Origin of the sequence: Streptomyces sp. NPDC048001 (assembly GCF_043203115.1) — a bacterium.
Classification (GTDB): Bacteria; Actinomycetota; Actinomycetes; order Streptomycetales; family Streptomycetaceae; genus Streptomyces; species Streptomyces sanyensis.
In genome coordinates this window covers 139772-161832 of the sequence record NZ_JBIDBN010000012.1, presented here as the reverse complement: position 1 = coordinate 161832, position 22061 = coordinate 139772, and the positions used below count along the sequence as shown (strand labels likewise).

The 22061-nt window shown below is 74.0% G+C and carries 18 protein-coding genes and 1 pseudogene; 11 read left to right on the top strand and 8 right to left on the bottom strand.

The genetic code is table 11. From position 1 onward, the window contains the following. The first annotated feature begins 93 nt into the window (after positions 1-93). The 3 genes from ACGF15_RS22790 (at position 94) to ACGF15_RS22780 (ending at position 3098) form a co-directional block, all read left to right on the top strand. Positions 94-774 carry a TetR family transcriptional regulator gene (locus ACGF15_RS22790; protein WP_345610238.1) on the top strand — a complete coding sequence of 227 codons (681 nt, stop codon included), beginning with the start codon at positions 94-96 and terminating at the stop codon, positions 772-774. A 182-nt stretch (positions 775-956) separates the two neighbouring features. Then, a complete protein-coding gene (locus tag ACGF15_RS22785; RefSeq protein ID WP_392801444.1) occupies positions 957-2177 on the top strand; it encodes an alpha/beta hydrolase in 1221 nt (406 codons plus the stop codon). Positions 2178-2243: 66 nt separating this feature from the next. Next, complete coding sequence (locus tag ACGF15_RS22780) at positions 2244-3098, top strand: DUF4429 domain-containing protein (protein WP_345610242.1); 855 nt, start codon at positions 2244-2246, stop codon at positions 3096-3098. 43 nt (positions 3099-3141) lie between these two features. On the opposite strand, the gene ACGF15_RS22775 is transcribed toward ACGF15_RS22780, so the two are convergent. Then, positions 3142-4155 carry an aldo/keto reductase gene (locus ACGF15_RS22775; RefSeq protein WP_392801441.1) on the bottom strand — a complete coding sequence of 338 codons (1014 nt, stop codon included), beginning with the start codon at positions 4153-4155 and terminating at the stop codon, positions 3142-3144. A 6-nt stretch (positions 4156-4161) separates the two neighbouring features. Continuing rightward, the gene (locus ACGF15_RS22770) at positions 4162-4632 is read right to left on the bottom strand and encodes a MerR family transcriptional regulator (RefSeq protein WP_345610246.1); all 471 of its coding nucleotides are present in this window, start codon (positions 4630-4632) and stop codon (positions 4162-4164) included. Between the two features lie 124 nt (positions 4633-4756). On the opposite strand from ACGF15_RS22770, the gene ACGF15_RS22765 reads away from it, so the two are divergent. Both ACGF15_RS22765 and ACGF15_RS22760 read left to right on the top strand, forming a co-directional pair. Further along, positions 4757-5233, top strand: a complete 477-nt coding sequence (locus ACGF15_RS22765) for a GNAT family N-acetyltransferase (RefSeq protein ID WP_345610248.1) — start codon at positions 4757-4759, stop codon at positions 5231-5233. A 79-nt stretch (positions 5234-5312) separates the two neighbouring features. After that, positions 5313-6131 carry a serine hydrolase domain-containing protein gene (locus ACGF15_RS22760; RefSeq protein ID WP_362606872.1) on the top strand — a complete coding sequence of 273 codons (819 nt, stop codon included), beginning with the start codon at positions 5313-5315 and terminating at the stop codon, positions 6129-6131. A gap of 28 nt (positions 6132-6159) precedes the next feature. On the opposite strand, the gene ACGF15_RS22755 is transcribed toward ACGF15_RS22760, so the two are convergent. The 5 genes and pseudogenes from ACGF15_RS22755 to ACGF15_RS22735 form a co-directional block, all read right to left on the bottom strand. Continuing rightward, entirely contained in the window at positions 6160-6834 is a 675-nt protein-coding gene (locus ACGF15_RS22755; protein ID WP_362606875.1) for a hypothetical protein, read from the bottom strand. Next, positions 6831-8423, bottom strand: coding sequence for a sensor histidine kinase (locus ACGF15_RS22750; RefSeq protein ID WP_392801435.1), 1593 nt, complete (start codon positions 8421-8423; stop codon positions 6831-6833). The genes ACGF15_RS22755 and ACGF15_RS22750 overlap by 4 nt, the downstream gene beginning before the upstream one ends. A gap of 17 nt (positions 8424-8440) precedes the next feature. Then, positions 8441-9124, bottom strand: a complete 684-nt coding sequence (locus ACGF15_RS22745; protein ID WP_392801433.1) for a response regulator — start codon at positions 9122-9124, stop codon at positions 8441-8443. Positions 9125-9275: 151 nt separating this feature from the next. Next, positions 9276-11141, bottom strand: coding sequence for a murein biosynthesis integral membrane protein MurJ (gene murJ, locus ACGF15_RS22740; protein ID WP_392801430.1), 1866 nt, complete (start codon positions 11139-11141; stop codon positions 9276-9278). Between the two features lie 104 nt (positions 11142-11245). Then, positions 11246-11449 (bottom strand): annotated as a pseudogene (locus ACGF15_RS22735) (hypothetical protein); the annotation flags it as partial. 276 nt (positions 11450-11725) lie between these two features. On the opposite strand from ACGF15_RS22735, the gene ACGF15_RS22730 reads away from it, so the two are divergent. Continuing rightward, positions 11726-12913: an Ig-like domain-containing protein gene (locus ACGF15_RS22730; protein WP_392801427.1), complete on the top strand. Its 1188-nt coding sequence runs from the start codon at positions 11726-11728 to the stop codon at positions 12911-12913. Positions 12914-12921: 8 nt separating this feature from the next. Here ACGF15_RS22730 and ACGF15_RS22725 read toward each other — a convergent pair whose 3' ends face one another. Continuing rightward, the gene (locus tag ACGF15_RS22725; RefSeq protein WP_345610261.1) at positions 12922-13401 is read right to left on the bottom strand and encodes an ATP-binding protein; all 480 of its coding nucleotides are present in this window, start codon (positions 13399-13401) and stop codon (positions 12922-12924) included. An 84-nt stretch (positions 13402-13485) separates the two neighbouring features. Here ACGF15_RS22725 and ACGF15_RS22720 point away from each other — a divergent pair, with 84 nt between their 5' ends. The 5 genes from ACGF15_RS22720 to ACGF15_RS22700 all read left to right on the top strand — a co-directional run bounded on the left by ACGF15_RS22720 (position 13486) and on the right by ACGF15_RS22700 (position 21967). After that, positions 13486-14334: a helix-turn-helix transcriptional regulator gene (locus tag ACGF15_RS22720; protein ID WP_256523894.1), complete on the top strand. Its 849-nt coding sequence runs from the start codon at positions 13486-13488 to the stop codon at positions 14332-14334. Further along, on the top strand, positions 14294-14563 hold the full coding sequence (locus ACGF15_RS22715) for a DUF397 domain-containing protein (protein ID WP_256523895.1): 270 nt from the start codon (positions 14294-14296) through the stop codon (positions 14561-14563). The genes ACGF15_RS22720 and ACGF15_RS22715 overlap by 41 nt, the downstream gene beginning before the upstream one ends. A gap of 92 nt (positions 14564-14655) precedes the next feature. Next, the gene (locus tag ACGF15_RS22710; RefSeq protein WP_392801423.1) at positions 14656-15273 is read left to right on the top strand and encodes a GNAT family N-acetyltransferase; all 618 of its coding nucleotides are present in this window, start codon (positions 14656-14658) and stop codon (positions 15271-15273) included. 302 nt (positions 15274-15575) lie between these two features. Next, on the top strand, positions 15576-17021 hold the full coding sequence (rox, locus tag ACGF15_RS22705; protein ID WP_392801420.1) for a rifampin monooxygenase: 1446 nt from the start codon (positions 15576-15578) through the stop codon (positions 17019-17021). A gap of 602 nt (positions 17022-17623) precedes the next feature. Beyond that, positions 17624-21967: a LamG-like jellyroll fold domain-containing protein gene (locus ACGF15_RS22700; RefSeq protein WP_392801418.1), complete on the top strand. Its 4344-nt coding sequence runs from the start codon at positions 17624-17626 to the stop codon at positions 21965-21967. Positions 21968-22061: the final 94 nt, after the last annotated feature.

Below are 22061 nucleotides of genomic sequence, written 5' to 3'. Positions count from 1 at the left end.
CTAATGTCAGTCGCTGACAGTTGACAAACGGGTTCGGGACCTCCGGCCGCCGACTCCCCCACCCGCCGCCCGCGGGTAGCCTGAGCAGTTCGGATGCTCTCGGAGAAGGACGGTGGCGTGGCGGTCGAGACGACCGGACTGCGGGCCCGCAGGAAGCGGCGCACCCGGGACGCGCTGGTGCGCGTCGCACTGGAGCTGTTCACCGGCCAGGGGTACGAGCGGACCACGGTGGACGAGATCGCGGAGGCCGTGGAGGTCTCGCAGCGCACGTTCTTCCGCTACTTCTCCAGCAAGGAGGAGGTGGCGTTCGCGGTCCAGGACCTGATGGAGTCGCACTACGTGGCGGCGCTGCGCGAACGCCCCGCGGGCGAGGGCCCGATCGAGGCGCTGACCGCGGCGGTGTTCGCGGCCTGGGACACGGTGGAGGAGGCCGTCTCCGAGATCATCCCGATCGATCTGCACATGCGCAGCTATCTGATGATCGAGTCCACCCCGGTGCTGCTCGCCGCGCACATGCGCCGCTCCGCCGAGTCGGAGGAACTCCTCGCCGGGCTGATCGCCCGGCGCGAGGGCCTGGACCCGGCGCACGACCCGCGGCCGCGGGTGGCCGTGGCCGCCTTCGGGGGCGTGATGCGGGCGGCGGGCCGGCAGTGGGGCCGGGGCGGGGACGCGAGCGTGGAGGCCATCCGCACGGTCACCGAGGAGTGGCTGGCCCATCTCGGCCCCGCCCTCGCGGCCGACTGGCGGCCCCCGTCCACGCCGCGGAACGCCTGAGGCCGCCCCGGCACCGACGCGAACAGGCCGGCCACCGGGCGTACTTCGGGGCTGCCCCTCCGTGCTTCCCGCGCACCGTACGCGCACGGAACGTCACCCTTCCCGCAGGCATTCCGTCCCCTCGCGTGATCTGCCTCACCCGCGCCGTGCGGGCGCTCCCGCGTCTCCTAGGGTGTCCCGCAGTGACTCCCATCGACACCGCCCCGCTCCCGACCGCTCGGCGCGCCCTGCTCGTCCTGGCCGTGGTCCTGATGATGCTGGCGACCACCGGCTGGACCGTCGTGCGACATCAGAAGGGCCCCCGCACCGCTCTCGCCGCCGAGTTGGCCCACTGGCGCGAGGCCGCCGCCGCCGGCGGGAGGCTGCCTCCCGCCGACGCCGCGCCCGCACGGATCGCCGCCTTCTTCCACTCGCTCACGCCCCGGGAGGGCTCCCGGCTCGCCGCGCGGTACCCGCATGTGGTCGGCAACCTCAACGGTGCCCCGGTGACACTGCGTTACCTCGCCAACCGTGCGGCGCTCGCCTCGGCGCTCGCACGGGAGGAGGAGCGGGTGGCCGGTAACGGACTGACCGCCGACGGGCGCCGCGAGGCCGCGCGGCGGGTGCACCGGTTCAGCTCGCTGATGGGCGAGGACCGCCGGATCCTCGCCTTCGACCCCTCGGGGCAGGGCAGGGTCGCGGAGGTCTTCGGCGACCTGGACGGGGCCGAGCGGGTCTCCGTCGTGGTGCCCGGGGTGGACACCAACGTACTGACCTTCCAGCGGACCGCCCGCCGGTACTCGGCGCCGGTCGGCATGGCGAGGGCGCTCCACGCCGCCGAGCGGCGGGCGGCCCCCTCGGTGCGCAGCGCCGTGGTCGCCTGGGCGGACTACACCTCTCCCGCCGGAGTGGGCATGGACTCGGCCACCGGACGCCTCGCCGAGCTGGGTGCGGTGCGGCTGACCGCCTTCACCGAGGCGCTGCCGGGCCGCTCCCGGGTGGCGCTGTTCTGCCACAGCTACGGCTCGGTCGTGTGCGGTGTGGCCGCCCGGCACCTGCCCGCCCGGGTGGTGGACGTCACCGTCGCCGGGAGCCCGGGGATGCGCGCCGACGACGTGGCCGGCCTCGGCACCACCGCGCGGATCTGGGCCGCCCGGGACGCCGACGACTGGATCGAGGACGTGCCGCACCTGGCGGTCGGCGACCTCGGGCACGGGGAGGACCCGGTGGCGCCGGAGTTCGGTGCGCGCGTGGTCTCCGCCGTGCGCGCGGTGGGCCACACCGGCTACTTCGAGCCGGGCACGGACAGCCTCGGCAACTTCGCGGCGATCGGCGTGGGAGCCTACTCGGCCGTCCACTGCGCCGACGGCGGTGCCTCCTGCCGGAAGGGGGCGTTCGGCGCGGAGAGCGGCGAACGCGCGTAGAGCACGGGGCGAACGGCTTGCCTCGGAGGGGCGACGGACAGGCCCCGGACGCATACGATGTGGCACATGGGTGACGTACTGGCCGGAATGCACGCCACGTGGGAGTTCGACACCGACTCCGTGCTCATCCGCTTCGAACGGGGTATCCGCGCACCGAGGTTGTTCTCCGTGCTGCGTGAACGGCGCATCCCCTACGAGGCGCTGGCCACGGTGGAGCTGTCCCCCGGCAAGCGGGGCACCGTCGTGCTGCACGCCGCCCCGAGACCCGGCGCGGACCCCCTGATGGAGGCGGCCGCGGGGCAGTTGAAGGAGGGGGTCGACCCCTACCGGCTGGTACTGCCCGGGGAACGCGAGACGCTGGCCGAGTACTACACCGAGGAGCTGCGGTCGCGGCTCGGCCCGGAGGCCGGGGAGAGCGCCGAACGCTACTTGGTGACCGCTCCCGAGGCACCGCTGGGCTTCAAGGCGTATGACGGAAAAGCGACGTTCGACGGCTCCCGGGTCGCGTTCCGCTGGTACTGGACGGGCGCGACCACCGCCAAGTGGAAGGCCGGCGACCAGAGTTTCGCGCTCTCGGAGCTCAGCGGCGTCGAGTGGCGCTCGCCGGAGGTGCTGGGCGGGTACCTGCGGCTGCTCCCCCGCGGCGGCGGCCCCGGCGCCCCGCAGCCGGACCAGGACCCCGCCGCGGTGGTCTTCGGCCTCGGCTACGGGCTGCTGCACGAGTCCCTGCCCTTCGCCGCCGCGGTGCTGCAGGCCGTGCGCAGCCAGAGTCCCGCCCCGGCTTTGACCGCCGCGCAGCCGCGCCGGGACCCCGCCGACATCGCGGACCGCATCCGCCACCTCGGCGACCTGCACGGGGCGGGTCTGGTGACGGACGAGGAGTTCAGCCGCAAGAAGGCGGAGCTGCTCGCGGAGTTGTGAGCACCGGCCGCGGCACCCGCCGGGGCCGGCCCCGGCGGGCGCCCTACTCCCGGGCCGCCGAGGTCGTCGACATGTCGGGGTAGCGGTCGCCGGCCACCCGGTCGGCGATGGGCTCCAGCGCGGCCAGCTCCTCCGCGTCCAGGTGGAGCCCGGTGGCGGCGACGTTCTCCCTCAGCCGGGACGGCTTGCGGGTGCCCGGGATCGGGACGACGGCCAGGCCGTGCACCTCGGCACGCTGCTGCACCCAGGCCAGGGCGACCTGCGCCGCCGTCGCCCCGCGGGCGGCGGCGATCTCGTGCACCGGCTTCAGCAGGGCGGCGTTCGCGGCCGCGTTCTCGCCGGTGAAGCGGGGCTGGTAGCGGCGGAAGTCGTCGGTGCCCAGGTCGGTGCCGGCGTCGGCGAAGGCGCCGGTGAGGAAACCCCGGCCGAGCGGCGAGTAGGGGACGAAGGCCACACCCAGTTCGGCCGCCGCGCCCACGGCGCTGCGCTCGACGTCGCGGCTGAACAGGGACCACTCCGACTGCAGGGCCGCGATCGGGTGGACCGCGTAGGCCTCGCGCAGCTCCGCGCCCGTCACCTCGCTCAGCCCGAGGTGGCGCACGAGACCGCGCTCGACCAGCTCCCCCATGGCACCGACGGACTCGGCCAGCGGCACCGCCGGGTCCCGGCGGTGCATGTAGTAGAGGTCGATCACGTCCACGCCGAGGCGGCGCAGGCTGCCCTCGACGGCCTGGCGTATGTACGCCGGGTCGTTGCGCACCATCCGCCTCTCGTCACCCGCGCTGCGGTCGACGGCGAACTTGGTGGCGATCGTGATCTCGTCGCGGTGGGCGGCGACGAACGGGGCGAGGAACTCCTCGTTCGCGCCCCGGCCGTAGATGTCGGCGGTGTCGAGGAGGGTGACCCCCCGCTCCAGCGCGGTGTCGAGGGTCTCGCGGGCGGCGGACTCGTCGGTGGCGCCGTAGAACTCGCTCATGCCCATGCAGCCGAGTCCCTGGACGCCCACGAGGGGGCCCTGTGCGCCGAGGCGCACCTGGTCGATCACGGGGTCTGCCATGGTGGTTCAGTCCTTCCCGGACGCCGCGACGGCGTCGTGGTAGTAAGCGATCTTGCGGTCGAGGACGGCGAGGGTGTCCCGGAGTTCGGCGATCCGGGCGGCCGTGTCCTCGCGGGTGCGCTCCAGCAGGGCGCGGCGGGCGTCGAAGGTCTCCTCGCCGATCCGGACCATCTCGGCGTAGGCGACCATGTCGGCGACCGGCATCCCGGTCAGCCGGAGCTTGGCCACGAAGGCCAGCCAGTCCAGGTCGCGGTTGCTGAAGCGGCGCTGCCCGGTGTGCGAGCGGTCCACGTGCGGCATCAGCCCGATGCGCTCGTACCAGCGCAGGGTGTGCGCGGTGAGGCCGGTGAGCGACGCCACCTCGCCGATGGTGTAGCGGTCGCGGCCGTCGGGGCGCGGGTGGCGCGGCTCGGAGGGGCCGGTGCCGCGGCCCGCGGGGGCGGCGGCCGGCGCCGGGATGCTCGGGATCACCGTCATGTCCTCCACGCTAGGAGGTTGGAGTGCACTCCAGGCAAGCGCGGGCCTGCGCCGGCCTGGCAAGCGCGGGCCCGCGCGGAAACTCCCGGCGGCCGCCGGGGCGCCCGGACTACCCTGTCGCTCCATGATCCCGCTGCGCCGCGCCATGCCCGAGGACGCCGAGGAACTGGTACGTCTCCGTACGGTCATGCAGGAGTCCCTCTCCGGCCCCGATCCGGACACCGGTCCGGACACCGACTGGCAGCCTGCCGCGGTCGCGACCCTGCGCAGGCGGCTGGCCGAGGCGGACGGGGACCTCGCCGCGTACGTCGTCGAACGCCCCGGGGGCGGTCTGGCCGCCTGCGCGGTCGGGACCGTCGAGTACCGCCTCGGCGGCCCGGGGAACCCCCAGGGCACGACCGGGTACGTGTTCAGTGTCGCAACGGATGCCGACATGCGCCGCCGCGGCTTCTCCCGGGCGTGCATGGAGGGGCTGCTGGGCTGGTTCCGCGACCGCGGCGTCCGGCGGGTGGACCTGCGCGCCTCCGAGGAGGCGGAGCCGCTGTACACCTCGCTCGGTTTCGTGCGCACTCCCGACCCGGCGATGCGGCTGCGCTGCTGACGCGGCCCGGCCTGCGGGCCCGCGGGGCGGGTCCCGCCCGCGGGAGGGGCCTGTCCGGCGGGGCACTAGGCTCGGGGCCATGCAGAGCCTGGCGATGATCGAGAACTGGCCGGTACCCACCGCGGCGGTCGCCGTCGTACGCGCGGACGGGAGCCTCGCCGGGGCCCACGGGCCCACCGGCCGGCGCTTCCCGCTGGCCTCGGTGACCAAGCCCCTCGCCGCCTACGCCGCCCTGATCGCGTACGAGGAGGGGGCCGTCGAGCTGGACGAGCCCGCCGGGCCTGCGGGCTCCACCGTGCGCCATCTGCTCGCCCACACCTCCGGGCTGGCCTTCGACGAGGACCGGGTGACGGCCGCGCCGGGCACCCGCAGGATCTACTCGAACGCGGGCTTCGAGGCGCTGGGCGACCACATCGCGAAGGCGACGGACATCCCCTTCGCCGACTACCTGCGCCAGGCCGTCCTGGAGCCGCTCGGCATGGCGTCCACCACCCTGGAGGGCTCCCCGGCGAAGGACGCGGTGTCCACCGTGGACGACCTGGTGCGCTTCGCCGCCGAGGTGCAGGCGCCCCGGCTGCTGGACCCGCGCACGGTGCTTGAGGCGATGACGGTGGCCCACCCCGGGCTGTCCGGCGTGCTGCCCGGCTACGGGCAGCAGAAGCCCAACGACTGGGGCCTCGGCTTCGAGATCCGCGACGGGAAGTCGCCCCACTGGACCGGCTCCGCCTCCTCGCCGCGCACCTTCGGCCACTTCGGCCAGTCCGGCACCTTCCTGTGGATCGACCCGGACGCGGGGGCCGCCTGTGTGGCCCTGAGCGACCGGGACTTCGGCCCGTGGGCGATCGAGGCGTGGCCCCCGCTGACGGACGCGGTGCTCGCGGAGCTCCGGGGACGGTAGGCGCGGACCGGCCCGGCCGGGTGCCGCCTCAGTCCGTCGGTGCCGGGGCGGGGAGCGGGGCGCAGCGCTCCGCGGGCAGCGGGCCGTCGCTCCCGGTGACCACCACGGAGAGGTCCCCCTCGCGGTCCTGTGCGTGGGCGACCGTGCAGACCAGCTGCCGCAGGCCCGCCTCCCCGATGCCGCCCACCGGGGCGCCCAGGACCAGGGTGGCCGTGGTCCCTGAGGCGGTGACCTCGCGGACCGCGGCGGGCCCGGGGAGCGTCGGGTCGTTGTCCAGGCCGGCCCGCCGCTCGTCCTCGTCCGGCCCGGCGAGCAGCGCGGTGACCGTCCGCACGGGCGGCGGCGGCCCGGGCCTGCCCTCCTCCGTCGGGTGGCGCCCGTCGAGCGCGCCGTCCGGCGGCCCCTCCGCGGTCTCGCGGGGGACGGGCACCACCGCCCCCTCGGGGGTGCGCAGGAAGAGCAGCATCCGCACCTCCCAGGCCGGGAGCACGTCCACGGTGGCCGGGCCGCCCGCCGCGATGACGTCGGTCTCCCGGATGCCGCAGCCCCCGGCTGCCGGGAGTGCCGCGAGGGCGGCGGCGCACAGGGCCCAGGTGCGCAGCGGCCCGGGGCGGCGGGCCCGCCGGGGCCGCGCGGCGCGGGGGTACCGGGTGGTGCGGGGGACGCCGGGGGCGCGTCGGTTCCGGGTGGTGGTCGCGGTCATGGGGAGGCCGCCGCTGCTCCGGCGCCGTCCAGGGGGAGTTCCACCGTGAGGACCGCCCCGCCGCCGGGGGCGTTGGCCGCCTCGACGGTGCCGCCGTGGAGGCGCACGTTCTCCAGGGTGATCGCCAGCCCGAGGCCGCTGCCCGCGGACCGGGTGCGGGCGGCGTCGGCCTTGTAGAAGCGGTCGAAGATGTGCGGCAGGACCTCGGGCCGGATGCCGGGGCCCGCGTCGGCGACCTCGACGAGCAGGGTCCCGCGCCCGTCGGCGCCCGAGCGGGTGCGGGCGCGCACGGTGACCGGTTCGCCTCCGTGGCGCAGCGCGTTGCCGACGAGGTTGGCGAGGACCACGTCGAAGCGGCGCGGGTCGAGCCGGATGCGGACCCCCTCGGGCAGGTCGGTGCGGACCCTGCCGGTCCAGCGGCGGCTGTGCAGCGTCCGCAGGATCGCCTCCGCCGCGTCGACCTCGTCGGTGTTCAGCTCCGCCGCCCGGGCGTCGAAGCGGGAGATCTCCATCAGGTCCTCCACGAGTACCGCGAGCCGACCGGTCTCGGTGCTCACCAGCCGTACGGCGCGTGCGGTGTCCGGGTCCAGGCCGCCGGCGTCCTCGTCCAGCACCTCGGTGACGGCCAGCATCCCCGCGAGCGGGGTGCGCAGTTCGTGCGAGACGTCGGCGGCGAAGCGGCGGGCCCGGACCTCGGCCTGCTGCAGTTCGTCCACGGAGTGCTCCAGTTGGCCCGCCGACTCGTTGAACGTCCGTGCCAGGTCGGCCAGTTCGTCCCGCCCCCGGACGGGGATGCGGGCGTCGAGCCGCCCGCTGCCCATCGAGCGGGCCGCGCCGCGCAGCTCCCGCACCGGCCGCAGCACGCTGCGGGAGGCGAGCAGCGCCGGTACCAGGGCGGCCGCCAGCCCCGGCAGCGCCCCGTCGCGGGCGGCGGTGACGAGCGCGCCGACCGCGGCCTGCTCCGCGGTCATCTGCATGACGGCGAAGAGCACCAGACCGGACGGGAGCGTGCCGCCGCCCGGCCCGACCTGGACCATCACGGGCACACCGATGGTCAGATAGGGGACGCCGTCGCTGACGACCCGCTCGAAGGAGGCGTGGCTGCTGGTCAGGACGGCCCGCCGCAGCCCGGGGGTGACGACCGTGGAGGTCGGGTTCGTCCCCGAGGAGACGCGCAGGGAACCGTACTCGGCGAAGACCACCCAGGGGTGCGGCTTGGCGGTGGCGGCGATGCCCCGCAGCAGTTCCTGGAGGACCCCGGGGTCCACCGGCAGCGCGGGGGCCAGGTTCTGCGCCTGCTCCCGGAAGGAGGCGACCGCGGTGTCCTGGGAGCTGACGAGGACCGCGTTGCGGGCCTCGCGGTAGGTGAGCGCCGCGGTGGTGCCCGAGCTGGCGACGGCCACCAGGAGGAAGGCCAGCACCAGGCGGGTGCGTAGCCCGAAGGCCAGGGTGCGGCGCACCCCTGAGCGGCGGCGCACCCGGCGGGGGCGGGTGCCCCCGGGGGGGGCCTCCGGCGCGGTGGGGACCGGCGAACCGGGCCCGCCCGGCGGGGGGTCCTCCCCCGCTACGGCGTACCCGGGCCCCGCCATCGGGCCCGCGGCTCCGCTCACAGCGGGCCGAAGCGGTAGCCGAAGCCCCGCAGGGTCTGGATGTAGCGGGGGTTCCCCGGTGTGTCCTCGATCTTGGTGCGCAGCCGCCGCACACAGGCGTCGACCAGCCGGGCGTCCCCGTGGTAGCTGTGCTCCCACACGTGCTCCAGCAGCTGCTGGCGGCTGAAGACCTGCTCGGGTGCGGCCGTGAGGTGGAGCAGCAGCCTCAGCTCCGAGGGGGCCAGCGCGAGCCGGACACCGCCCTTGGCGACGGTGAGCCCGGCCCGGTCCACGGCGAGCTCCCCGTGGTGCTCGACGGCGGGGCGGCCCGCGCCCGGGTCCTCGATGCGGCGCAGCACCGCGCGGATACGGGCCGCGACCACCTCGGTCCTGGCGGGCTTGACGATGTAGTCGTCGGCACCCGCCTCCAGGCCGACCACCACGTCGAAGTCGTCGCCCCGGGCGGTGAGCATGATGATCGGCAGCTGGCTGCTCTCCCGGACGCGGCGGCAGAGCTGGACGCCGTTCATCCCGGGAAGCATCAGGTCGAGCAGCAGCAGGTCGGGGCGGAAGGCGTTCAGCGCGTCCAGTCCGGCCTCACCGGTCGCGGCCGTGCGCACCTCGTGGCCGCGGCGGCGCAGCCCGAGCTCGACCCCCTCCCGCACGGAGGGGTCGTCTTCGACGAGCAGGACGCGGGGCATGGCGGTGTCTCCTGAGTGGTCGGGGGCGTTCCGGCGCCGGGAGGAGGCGCGGGGCGCCCGGCGGGGCGGTCTCCCCGGGCGGCGGGGCCGGCCGCCCTCCGCGACACCCACCCCCGCCTTGACGACGCACCTCCGCGGGCCGCCGGTTCCCTCACCGGCCGCTCCGCGGGCGCCGGAGCCGGGCCGCGGCCCGCCCGGTCCACACCTCCAGCTCGGTCAGCCGCAGCGGGCGCGCGCACAGCAGGAACGCTCCGGCGATCGCCGCCGCCCCGGCGGTCGCGGCGGCGGGCGGCCCCGCGGGCGCGGCCCACCGCGCCACGAGGTACCCCAGCACGGTGGCCGGAACGGCGGCGACGGCCAGCCGGGCCTGGGCGGCGGCCGTGGCGGAGCGCAGGAGCCCCCGCCGCGGCGGGCCGGCGGCCCCGGCGGCCGGTCCGGGCACCGGGTCGGGGCGGGACAGCCGCCGGTGGAGCACGGCGGCCGTGACCGCCCACCCGGCGAGCAGCGCGGCGGAGTACGCCCCGGCGATGCCGGTGACCGCCCAGCGGGCGGGCAGCAGCCACCAGGCCGCGAGCGACAGGGCGGTGTTGAGCCCGGCGATCACCAGGTTCAGCAGGAAGGGGGTGCGGGTGTCGGACAGCGCGTAGAAGGTGCGGGAGAGCACGTACTGGCCGGAGAAGGCGACCAGCCCGGGGGCGAAGGCCATCAGCACGCCCGCCATGGCGGCCGCGCCGTCCGCCCCGGTGCGCCCGTACCCGAACACCGTGGCCATCAGGGGGTGCGCCAGCGCGAACAGCGCGCAGGCGGCGGGCACCACGAGGGCGGCGGTGCGGCGCAGCGCCAGTGCGGCGTCCCCGGTCAGCGCGCGGATGTCCCCGTCCGCGGCGGCGGCGCTCATCCGGGGCAGCAGCGCGGTCATCAGGGAGACGGTGACGATGCCGTGCGGGACGGCCCACAGCACGTAGGCGTTGGTGTACGCGCTGAATCCGGCGCCCTCGGTGCCCCCGGCCGCGGCGGCGAGGCCCGCGGAGGTCGCCAGCCGGGTCGTGACCAGGTAGGCGGCCTGGTTGGTGAGGACGAGGAGCACCAGCCAGCCGGCCGAGCGCAGCGGCCGGGCCAGGCCGGAGCCGCGCCAGTCCAGGCGCGGCCGGTAGCGGAAGCGCGCCGACCGCAGCGCGGGGAGCAGGGCGGCGGCCTGCACCGCGATGCCCGCGGTGGTGCCCCAGCCGAGCAGTGCGGTCTGGGCGTCCGTGGGCGGCGCTCCGCCGCCGTCCGCGGCCACCGACAGGTAGAGGGCGAAGACGGCGATGACGACCACGTTGTTGAGCACGGGCGTCCACATCATCGCGCCGAACCGGCCGCGGGCGTTGAGCACCTGCCCCAGCAGGGTGAACAGCCCGAGGAAGAAGATCTGCGGCAGGCAGTAGCGCGCGAACGCGACCGTCATCGCGCCCTGTTCGCCGTCGTAGCCGGTGTAGGCGCCGACGAGTGCGGGGGCGGCCCACACGGCGGCGGCGGTGAGCGCGGCCAGGGCGAGGAGGCAGGCGGTGAGCAGGCGGTCGGTGTAGGCGGCGCCGCCGTCCGCGTGCTCCTTGGCGGCCCGCACCAGCTCGGGCACGAAGACGGCGTTGAGCGCCCCGCCGACGAGCAGGGTGTAGACGATGGTGGGGACGGCGTTGGCGACGGCGTAGCCGTCGGCGACCACGCCCACGCCGAGCGCGGCGGCGACCACGGCGGAGCGCGCGAAGCCGGTGGCCCGGGAGACCAGGGACCCCGCCGCCATGACCAGGCCGCTGCGTGCGAGGGAGGGCGCGTCGGGGGCGGGCCCCGGTCGGCCGCCGCCCGGGGGCGCCGGGGCCTCGGAGGCGGAGGGGGCGCCCGAGGCGGAGGGGGAGGCCGGGGCGGAGGGGGAGGCCGGGGCGGAGGGGGTGGACGGGGCGGACGGGGTGGACGGGGCGGAGGGGGCCCGGTCCGGCGACTCGGGCGCGCCTGGCCTCGCGGTCTCGCCCGGCCTCACGGGCGCGCCCGGCCTCGCGGTGGCCCCCGGCGAGGGCGGTGCCTGCGCTCCCGGTGGCCGGCTCTCCCACCCCGGTGCCTGCGCTCCCGTGCGACCGGCGGCCGTCACCGGCGTGCCTGGGACGCCTGGTGCGCCTGAGGTACCCGGTGTGCCCGGTGTGCCCGGTGCAGTGCGTGGTTGGCGGTGCCGTCCAGCGGTCTCTCCCGTTCCCCCGAGGTCTCCACGGCCTCTCCCCCGGTCCCCGGCTTCCGGCGCAGCCGTCCGGATCCGCGCCCCTCGGGGTCGAGGGTGGAGGGTACCCCGCGCATGGAGGCATCGGGGTGACCGGGGCGATCGTCGCCTCCCGGCCCCCGGCCGCCGCCGGGAGGAGCAGCGCGGACACGGTGGGACCTCGTTGCGTCGTCGCCGAGGCGGCCCGATGCCCACCACCGGCGATGACGGCCCCGCGCAGCCCGTGTGACGGGACGATGACCGTTCCCCTTCAGTCGCCGTCACACAGCCGCATCCCCGCTGAGCTGGGGTTTTCTCCTGCCTACAGTCGTGTCCGCCCTTCCCGGCACCCGGATGGCCACGACTGACGGAGGATGGTCGCCTTGACCCCGATCCCGCACCCCGTACGCACCCGCATCGCCGCGGCGGCCCTGCTGCTGGCACCGCTCGCCGCCTGTTCGGAGGGCTCCGACGGGGCCGTCGCGGACACGGGCCCGGATCTCCCGGCGTCGGTGGCCGTGACCCCCGGGGGCACCTCCGCCCGGGCGGGCGTACCGGTGACGGTCACCGCGACCGGGGGCACGCTGTCCGCGGTGACGGTGGCCGACGCCGAGAGCCGCAGCCTCGCGGGGAAGCCCTCGGCGGACGGGCGGACCTGGACCTCCGTCCGCAAGGCCGCGCCCGGCGCCTCCTACACCGTGACGGCCGTGACCACCACGGCGTCCGGCAGCCGGGCGACGTCGAGGAGCACCTTCACCACGGCACCTCCCGGGAAGGTCAACACGGTGGACTGGCGCCCGGGCGCGGGTGCCACGGTGGGCGTCGCCCAACCCATATCCCTGGTGTTCGACCACCCGGTCACCGACAAGGCAGCCGTGGAGCGGCAGTTGCGGGTCACCACCTCCGACGGCACCGAGGGCTCCTGGGGCTGGATCGAGGACTGGTCAGGGCGCGACCGGGTGGACTGGCGGCCCGCCGCGTACTGGAAGCCCGGCACCGAGGTGACCGTGAAGGCCGAGCTCAACGGCACCGACTCGGGCGACGGGGGCTGGTTCGTCCGCGACTACACGACCCGCTTCACCGTGGGCGCACGGCAGATCGTGACGGTCGACCTGGACGCGAAGCGGCTCACCCTGACCCGGGACGGCGGGGCGGTGCGCACGATCCCCGTCTCCGGCGGCACCCCCGGCGGCGACAAGCGCTCCTGGCGCGGCACCTCGGTGCTGATGGCCAGGGAGGGCACGATCACCATGAACTCCGAGACGGTCGGCCTCGGCGACGCCTACGACAAACTGGTCGACTCCTCGATGCGGCTGACCTGGTCGGGCATGTACGCGCACGCCGCGCCCTGGAACGACCGCTGGATGGGCCGGGCCAACCGGAGTTCGGGGTGCATCGGCATGCGCGACGCCGACGCCGCCTGGCTCTACGCCCAGGTCCGCCCCGGCGACCCCTTCGAGATCACCGGGCGCGACACCAAGGGCGTCCCCGCGCCGGGCAACGGCTTCGGCGCGTGGAACCTCTCCTTCGACCAGTGGCGGGCGAAGAGCGCTCTGCGCTGAGCGGCGTCCTACGAGGGTGGGGCGGTGCCGTCCCCGGCGTGCCCGGCCCGGCACTCGAACCACACCGTCTTGCCCCGCCCGCCCGGGCCCGGCCGCACACCCCACCGGTCGGTGACGGCGTCCACCAGCACCAGCCCCCGGCCGCCCTCGGCCTCAAGGGGCCCGCCCCGCGCCGGGGCGGGCAGCCCGGGGCCGTCGTCGGCGACCTCCACCCGGACCCCGCCGCCGATCCGCGCCAGCACCATCCGGCAGCGGCGGCCGGGGACGTGGCGCACCACGTTGGCGACCAGCTCGGTGAGCGCCAGCCCGGCGGCGTCGGCGAGTTCGGGCAGCTCCCAGGCGGAGAGGTGGAGGTACAGGATGCGGCGGAGATGGCGGGCGGAGTGCTCGGCGACGGCGAACTCCGCCCGGTAGGCGGTCTCTCCGGGGCGGCGGTCCGCGACGTGGGGGCGCACGTCCGCCTCGTGGGGGTGAGTTGCGTGATCCATGCCACCAGAGTGCGATGCACTGGCTACGCTCTGCTACGCAAGGAACCGAACGCCGCGAGGCGTTGCCGACCGGAGGTGCCCGCCGTGGCCAACGTCCAGTCACTCGACCCCAGTGCGTCCCCGCTCGACTACTACGGCTGGGAGCTGCGCCGCCTGCGCGAGGCGCAGGGCCTCAGACAGGGCCAGCTCGGCGAGATCGTCTTCTGCACGGGCTCGCTCATCGGCCAGATCGAGACCACCAAGAAGGTCCCCACCAGGGAGTTCTCCGAGCGGGTGGATGCCGCCCTCGGCACGGACGGGGTGTTCTCCCGGCTGATCGGACTGGTGCTGCGCAGCCAACTCCCCAGCTGGTTCCAGCCGTACGCGGAGATGGAGGCGAAGGCCGCGTACATCTCCACCTACCAGGCCCAGTTGGTCTACGGGCTGCTCCAGACCGAGGCGTACGCGCGTGCGGTGCTCGCGACGGGCGAACCGGACGGTCTCGACGGGCTGGTGGCGGCCAGGATGGAGCGCCAGCGCATCCTTGAGCGCGAACAGCCGCCGCTGGCGCTGGTGGTGCTGGACGAGGCGGTGCTGCACCGGCCGATCGGCGGCCGCGCGGTGATGCGGGCCCAACTGGAGCGCCTGTTGGAGCTGGGCGGACACCGGTGGATGCAGATCCAGGTGCTGCCGAACGAGGTGGGTGAACACCCGGGACTGGCAGGGGCGTTCAACATGCTCAGGTTCGATGCGCATCCGGATGTCTTCTACACCGAGGACATGATGTCAGGCCACATGACCGCCGATCCGCAGGTCTTCAGAGAGGCTTCACTCCACTACGCTCGCATGCAGGCCCTCGCCCTCTCGGCAAGGGACTCGAAGGCGCTGATCGAGCGCGTGATGGAGGAACGCTATGGAGACCAAGACGACCCCGGCGAACACACTTTGGCGTAAGTCCAGTTACAGCGGCCCCAACGGCGGCGACTGCGTGGAGTGCACCGTCGCCGGAGCCGCCGCCTGGCGGACGTCCAGCCACAGCGGCAACACCGGCGGCGACTGCGTGGCGGTCGCCGACGGCTGCCCCGAAGCCACCGTGCCCGTGCGGGACAGCAAGAACCCGCACGGCCCGGTCGTGGTGGTCGGCGCCGCCGCCTGGCAGACCTTCGTGGACGGGCTGCGGTAGGCCGCGCAGCCGGTACGCGAAACGTTCCTCCGCACCCGGCCCCCGTCCGCCCCGGCCGCAGGACCAAGATCGCCACGGGGCACGATGTCCGCATGACCACCGAGAAGAAGCCCGTCGCGCCGCGGACCGCGACGCTCGACGACACCCTCCTCGTCGGCGGCGTCCTCGCCCGCGCCTTCCACGACGACCCGATGACGGCCTGGTTCTTCCCCGAGCCCACCGCCCGAGAGGCGCGGCTCGCGCAGTACTTCGGCACCCTCTTCGCCCGCCAGTACGCCCACCACGGCGTCTGCGAGCGCACCGACGCGGCGGCCGCGTTCTGGGTGCCGCCGCAGGGGCGGGCCAAGGCCGTCCCCGACGCGGAGACCGCAGCGGAGCTGACCGGCCTCCTCGGGGACCGGGCGCCGCTGTTCCTGCAGGCCGTGGAGGCGGCTGCCGCGCACACCCCGGCGGAGGACCACTGGTACCTCGCCGTGATCGGCGCGGACCCGGCAGCACAGGGACGGGGGCAGGGCGCCGCACTGCTGCGCTCCGGGCTCGCACGGGCCGACGCTGCCGGGCTTCCGGTGCTCCTGGAGTCCTCCAAGGCCGCCAACCTGCCGGTGTACGAGCACTTCGGCTTCACCGTGACGGGCGAGCTGCGCCTGCCGGGAGGCGGGCCGCCCCTGTGGGCCATGCGCCGCGAGCCCTTGGCCACCGCGGGAGGCTGAGCCCGCCCCGAGGCCGCCGCGTGCGACCGTACCGGGCCTCCACAAACGAAAAGGCAAGGAGTTCGTCCGCTCCTTGCCACTCTCAACCTATAGCACACCGGGGGCCTTGCCGCAAGGCCCCCGGTGTGCTGCAGAATCACCGACCTGAGCCGGAAACTGCGAGCTTCTCACCTTTGCGGCATGACCTACCGGTATGAGCAGGTTCGTACGCACAGGCAGGGGAGGGAGCAGGGGCCGGAGTGCGCGCCGCCGGGACCGCATGCGGCGGCCGACGGCATACGACGGGTGAAGGGGGATTCCCGATGGACGAGACCATCGACGTGATCATCGCCGGTGGCGGACCGACCGGTCTGATGCTCGCCGCGGAGCTGCGCCTGCAGGACGTGCGGGTGCTGGTGCTGGAGAAGGAACAGGAGCCGACCCGGCAGGTCCGGGCGCTCGGCCTGCATGTGCGCAGCATCGAGGTGATGGATCAGCGCGGCCTGCTGGAGCGCTTCCTGGAGCACGGCACGCGGTACCCGCTGGGCGGGTTCTTCGCCGGCATCGGCAAGCCCTCGCCTGGCGGGCTCGACACCGACCACGGCTATGTGCTGGGCATCCCGCAGCCCGTCGTCGACCGGCTGCTGGCCGAGCACGCCGCCGCGGCGGGCGCCGGGATCCGGCGCGGCTGCGCCCTCGTCGGCCTGGAGCAGGACGGCGACGGGGTGAGCGTGGAGCTGGCCGACGGGACCCGGCTGCGCTCGCGGTACCTGGTGGGCTGCGACGGAGGGCGCAGCACGGTGCGGGGGCTGCTCGGGGTGGGCTTCCCCGGGGAACCCGCGCGGCACGAGACCCTGCTCGGCGAGATGGAGGTGGACATGCCGCCGGAGGAGGTGGCGGCCGTGGTGGCCGAGGTCCGCAGGGCCCAGCTGCGGTTCGGCCTCGGCCCCCTCGGGGAGGGGGTGTACCGCGTCGTCGTGCCCGCCGAGGGGCTTGCCCCGGACCGCTCCGTCCCGCCGGGCCTGGAGGAGTTCAGGGAGCGGCTGCGGGCCGTGGCGGGCACCGACTTCGGGGTCCACTCGCCCCGGTGGACCTCGCGCTTCGGCGACGGGACCCGGCTGGCCGACCGCTACCGGGTGGGGCGGGTGCTGCTGGCGGGCGACGCCGCGCACGTCCACCCGCCCGCCGGCGGGCAGGGGCTCAACCTGGGCCTGCAGGACGCCTTCAACCTCGGCTGGAAGCTGGCCGCCGCCGTGGCGGGCCGCGCCCCTGCGGGGCTGCTCGACAGCTACGAGGCCGAGCGGCGCCCGGTGGCCGCGGACGTCCTGGACACCACCCGCGCCCAGATGGAGCTGATGTCCACCGAGCCGGGGGCCGTGGCGGTACGGCGGCTGCTGTCGGAGCTGATGGACTTCGACGAGGTGAACCGGTACCTGATCGAGAAGATCACCGCCATCGCGGTCCGCTACGACCTCGGCGGGGGCCACGAACTGGTGGGCCGCCGGATGCGGGACCTGAAGCTGGAGCGGGGCCGCCTCTACGAGCTGATGCGCGACGGGCACGGCCTGCTGCTCGACGGCACCGGTCGGCTCTCCGCGGAGGGCTGGACGGACCGGGTGGACCACGTCATCGACCCCGGCACGGACGCCGTACGCCCCGACGCCCCCGCCCTGCTGCTGCGCCCCGACGGCCACGTCGCGTGGGCGGGCGAGGCCCAGGACGACCTGCACGCCGCCCTCACGACCTGGTTCGGCGCGAAGGCGGGTTGAGGGCTCCGGGCCCCTGCGGGAATGGCTCGCCGTCCGCGTTCCGGGGGTCGAGAAGAGTGCCGAGGGGCCAGCCGCGCATCTCGCGCGAACAGGCGGGGGATCGACTGCGTGCCGAGTGCTTGAAATCCCCGCCGCTGGTTCCGCTTCTCGCTCTGCCCGAGGTGATCGCCCCAGGGGATACGTCACCAGCAACACGCTCCGCAATGGGCGACGTTCTCGGACGGCCCCGACCACTGGACCGGCGCCGGACGCCCATCCTGCTGCCAGGACTTAGCCGCTTTGACGGCACCCTCACGGACTCGCGTCACCCTCCCGCCGCCGGGGCGGTTGCCGGGACGCGGTTTGCGTCGGCAGTGGTGGGGGACCTGGGCGCGGATGTGAAGGCCACCGACCCGAGCGGGGCGCCGATGGGTCATCCAGCGCAAGCACCGCCGCAACGGCCTCGCCAGCCTCGCAGTGTCGTTCAAGGGGTGCCGTGCAGCGCCTCGTTGGTCGTGCGCGGCTGGAGTGACAGAAAGCGATCGACCTGGACCGGATTTGTAGGAGTGAGATAAGTTCCCACTGACCACAATTATTTCATGCGATTTTCATGATGCGGGGGAATGAAGAAGATGCAGACGCATGCGCGCATGCGCAGCGTCGGGGGAACCATCGCACTCGCTCTCAGTTCCGCACTCGCGGTCGGGCTGCTGCCCGCCACCGCGACGGCGGCCGTCGTCTCGAAGGCGCCGGACACCCAGAAGGCACTGACCAGCTCTGGGGATGCCGCGCTGTCCGAGGACAGGGCACGGGAGCAGGCCGTACGAACCGGCCGCAGCGTGGAGATCACCTCGATGCGCGGTGAGAGCGCCGAGGTGTTCGTGACCCCCGAAGGGGATCTGGAAAGACGGGAGTACCTACGTCCCGTCCGAGCCAGGGTCGACGGTGAGTGGAAGCCGGTCGACACGGCTCTGGCGCCGAACGGCAGCGGCACAGTCGCACCGAAGGTGGCCACCGTCGGCCTGGAGTTCTCCGGCGGCGGCCTCGACGCTCCGCTGGTGCGGATGAGCAAGGCGGGCCGCGAGCTGGCGCTGTCCTGGCCCGGCATGCTGCCCGCGCCCGAGCTGGACGGTGCCACGGCGACATACCGGGACGTCCTGCCGGGCGTTGATCTGCGGCTGGGCGCTCAGGAGGACGGGTTCACGCAGTTGGTCGTCGTCCACAGTGCGGCGGCCGCGGCCAGTCCGGAGTTGGCCGAGTTGCGGCTCAGGCTCGCCGCGGACGGCATGGAGGTCAGGCAGACCGCGGCCGGTGGACTGGCCGCGGTCGACAAGGGCGCCGGTACCCCGGTGTTCGAGGCTCCGAAGCCACAGATGTGGGATTCCGGCGACGGCACGCTCGGCGGAGGTGCCGACAAGGATGACGACGCCAAGAACACCGTGGAGGGGCCCGCTCCTCAGTTCCTGAAGACCGCCGTCCTGTCGGATGACGTCGATCCTGCTCCGGACGGCGCCACCGACAGTGAACCCGGCCCCGCCGAGTCCGCCAAGCTCGCCCCCGTCGGTGTGGAACTCCCGCCCGGTGGCCGCGAGCTGGTGCTCAAGCCCGATCTGGACGTGCTGAAGGGCGAGGACACCGAGTACCCGGTCTTCATCGACCCCCAGTGGTACACGCCGCGCGCCTCGGCCTGGACGATGGCGTCCAAGTACTGGGCGTCGTCTCCGCAGTGGAAGTTCAACGGCAAGTCGGACTCGGGCCTCGGCTACTGCGGTTGGGCCTACTGCAAGCCGTACGACACCAAGCGGCTCTTCTACCGCGTGCCCACGTCCAAGTACGCGGGCCGGACGATTCTGTCCGCCGAGTTCGTGGTCCGCAACACATGGTCGGCCTCGTGCTCGAAGCGGGAGGTCGAGCTGTGGCGGACGAAGGACATCTCCTCGTCGACGACATGGAACTCTCAGAACGCCTCCGGGTTCTGGATCAAGCAGCTGCGGTCCAGCTCGTTCGCGTACGGCTACTCGGGCTGCGCTTCCAAGGACGCCGAGTTCGATGTGAAGGCGGCGGTGCAGGAGGCCGCGAACGGCAGGTGGCCGACGATGACGTTCGGGCTGCGCGCCGGCAGCGAGTCCGACCGGTACGGCTGGAAGCGGTTCTCCGACAAGGCGTTCCTGCGGGTGAAGTACAACCGTCCGCCGCAGCAGGTGAAGATGTCACAGCTCGCCATGGAGTACGGCGGCACCTGCAAGAAGCCCGGGAGCGCGGCCCGGGTGCGCACGCTGGGCAAGATCTACGCGAACAACGTTACCGACCCGGACGGCGACAACATCGCGGTCCAGTTCCAGGCGAAGTGGGATTCCGGCGACGGCAAGGGCCCGATCGTCCGCTGGAAGCCGGCCCGGACGTCGTACAAGAAGTCCGGTTCGAGCTTCTCCATCGCGCTACCGAAGTCGGTCACGCCGAACAGGCAGGTCCACTGGTTCGTCCGTTCGTACGACGGGGCGCAGTACTCACCGTGGTCGTACGCCGGGGATCCGACCGGCTGCTACTTCGTCTACGACACGAGCGTGCCCAAGGCACCCGCGATCTCCTCGGAGCAGTACCCCGCGTCGGACCCGGAGGACCCCGACGACCCGTGGTACGACGGGGTCGGCCAGTACGGTACGTTCTCCCTTGATTCGCCCTCCACGGACGCGGTCCGCTACCGCTACGGGTTCAACACCGACCCGTCTGCGTCCCGGCAGGTCGCTACCAGCGGAGGCGCGGCCAGGTCCGTGCGGCTGCTGCCCGCCAAGCCGGGCCTGAACTTCGTCACCGCCCAGGCGTTCGACCAGGCGGGCAACGGCTCCGAGGTCCGCACCTACCAGTTCCGGGTCAAGGCCGGGCAGCCCGAGCGGGCGGCCTGGCAGCTGGACGAGCCCGCCGGTGCCACCATGGCAGCGGGTGCGACGCCCCCGAGGACCGTACGGCTGCACGGCGGGGCAACCCTCGGTGCCGAGGGCAGGAAGGGCACCGGGCTCCACTTCGACGGCACGTCCGGGTACGCCGACTCCGACCTCACCGTCGTCGACACCTCGGACAGCTTCTCCGTCTCCGCCTGGGCCCGACTCGACCGGATGCCGGAGAACGCGGCGATCATCGCCGCCCAGCCGGGCAACCATTCTCCGGGATTCGAGCTGTACTACTCGCGGTACTACGACCGCTGGGTGTTCAACCAGTACACCTCCGACACGGCAGGGGCCTCCATCGCCCGCGCCATGGCCGCTGCCCCCGGCGACGCCGAGGCGGGTGAGTGGACCCATCTGGTCGGCGTGTACGACGGCAAGGCGAAACAGCTGCGGCTGTACGTGAACGGCAAACTCGCCGGGTCCACCGCCTACACCACCGCCTGGGAGGCCCGGCGGGGCCTTCAACTTGGCGCCGGCATCTACAGCGGCACCCGCAAGTCCTTCTTCCCCGGCACGGTCGACGACGTGCGGATCTTCGACCGCGCCGTCGGCGCGGCCGAGGCCGCAGCGCTTCAGCAGGGCCAGGACCTCACCGGCGGCCGGCCGGCCCGAGCGGTCTTCCCGCTGGACGAGGACGCCGGAACCACCGAGGTCGTCGGCGCCGCCACCGGGCAGCCGCTGACCCTGCACGGCGGGGCCACGGCAGGTGGGAGCGGGGTCGCGGGCAATGCCCTGACCCTCAACGGTGCGACCGGGTACGCGGCCACCGACCGACCGGTGCTCAACACCGCGGGCTCCTATACCGTGTCTGCCTGGGCGAAGCTCCCCGAGGGCGGCGTGACCGGCAACCGTACGGTGCTCAGCCAGAGCGGCACGTACTACAGCCCGTTCTACCTGTCGTATGAGGCGGGGGCCGACACCTGGAGCCTGCGCACGTCCCTGGAGGACGTCCAGGCAGGCAACATCCGGGACCAGGTGGTGCGAGCGACCCAGCCCGCACGGCCCGGTGAGTGGGCCCATCTGGTGGCGGTCCACGACGCCACCGCCCAGCAGATCCGGCTGTACGTCAACGGGCAGTTGCAGGGCACCGACGCCGCGCCCAAGGCGTGGGAGGCCCAGGGTGCTGTGCAGGTCGGGCGGACCGTCTGGACGGGCAAATACGTCGACTACTTCTCCGGGAGCATCGACGACGTACGGCTCTTCGACCGGCCCGTAGCCGACGACGAGGTCCGCCAGATCTTCCAGCAGCGCCCCCTGGTCAAGAGCCGCTGGACGTTCGAGGAGACCACCGGCACCGGGCCCGTCACCGCGCCGAACGCGGCGGGCGGCGGCGCCCTCACCCTGAACGGCGGTGCGAAGAAGTCCGACACGGGCTTCATCGACAGCGGCAGTCTGGAGTTGGACGGCGTCGGCGGCTACGCGGCCACCACCTCCGTACCGGTCGATACCAGCGCCAGTTACACCGTCGCCGCCTGGGCTCAGGCAGCCGCGCTGCCCCAGCACGGAGTGACGCTGGTCAGCGCCGAGGGCGCCACCCAGAACGCCTTCGAAGTCCGCTTCGTCCCGGATGCCACCGACCCGGAGGGCCTCGGCCACTGGGAGCTGACAGTGGCCGACAAGGACGGCTCGGACGCCACCATCGTCCGCGTCGAGAACAGCGAGTTCTTCGACGCGCGGGATTGGAACCACCTCGCCGCGGTCTACGACGGGTTCGCCAAGCAGACCCGCCTGTATGTCAACGGCACCCTCCAGGTGATCGCCTGCGCCGACAACGACGCCGACGGCGAGACCGACGAGGACGCGTGCGCGGACCAGGTCTCCTGGGCGGAGAACACACTGGCCTTCAGGGCGGCCAAGTCCCTCCAGATCGGGCGCGCCAAGAACGGCGGCTCGTGGGGCGCGTACTTCCCCGGCCTCGTCGACGACGTGTGGACCTTCCAGGGCGCGCTGACCGACAGGCAAATCGAGCACTTGGCCGGCCAGTTCTTTGACATTCCCACGGAGGTCCCTGCCGGATCCTGACTCGGCCGGCCGGGGACCCCAGGGTCCCGGCCCGCCAGTTTTTGTTCTCTCCGTCTGTTCGGGCGCCGCTGAGCGGTCCCCTTCTGATCTGGAT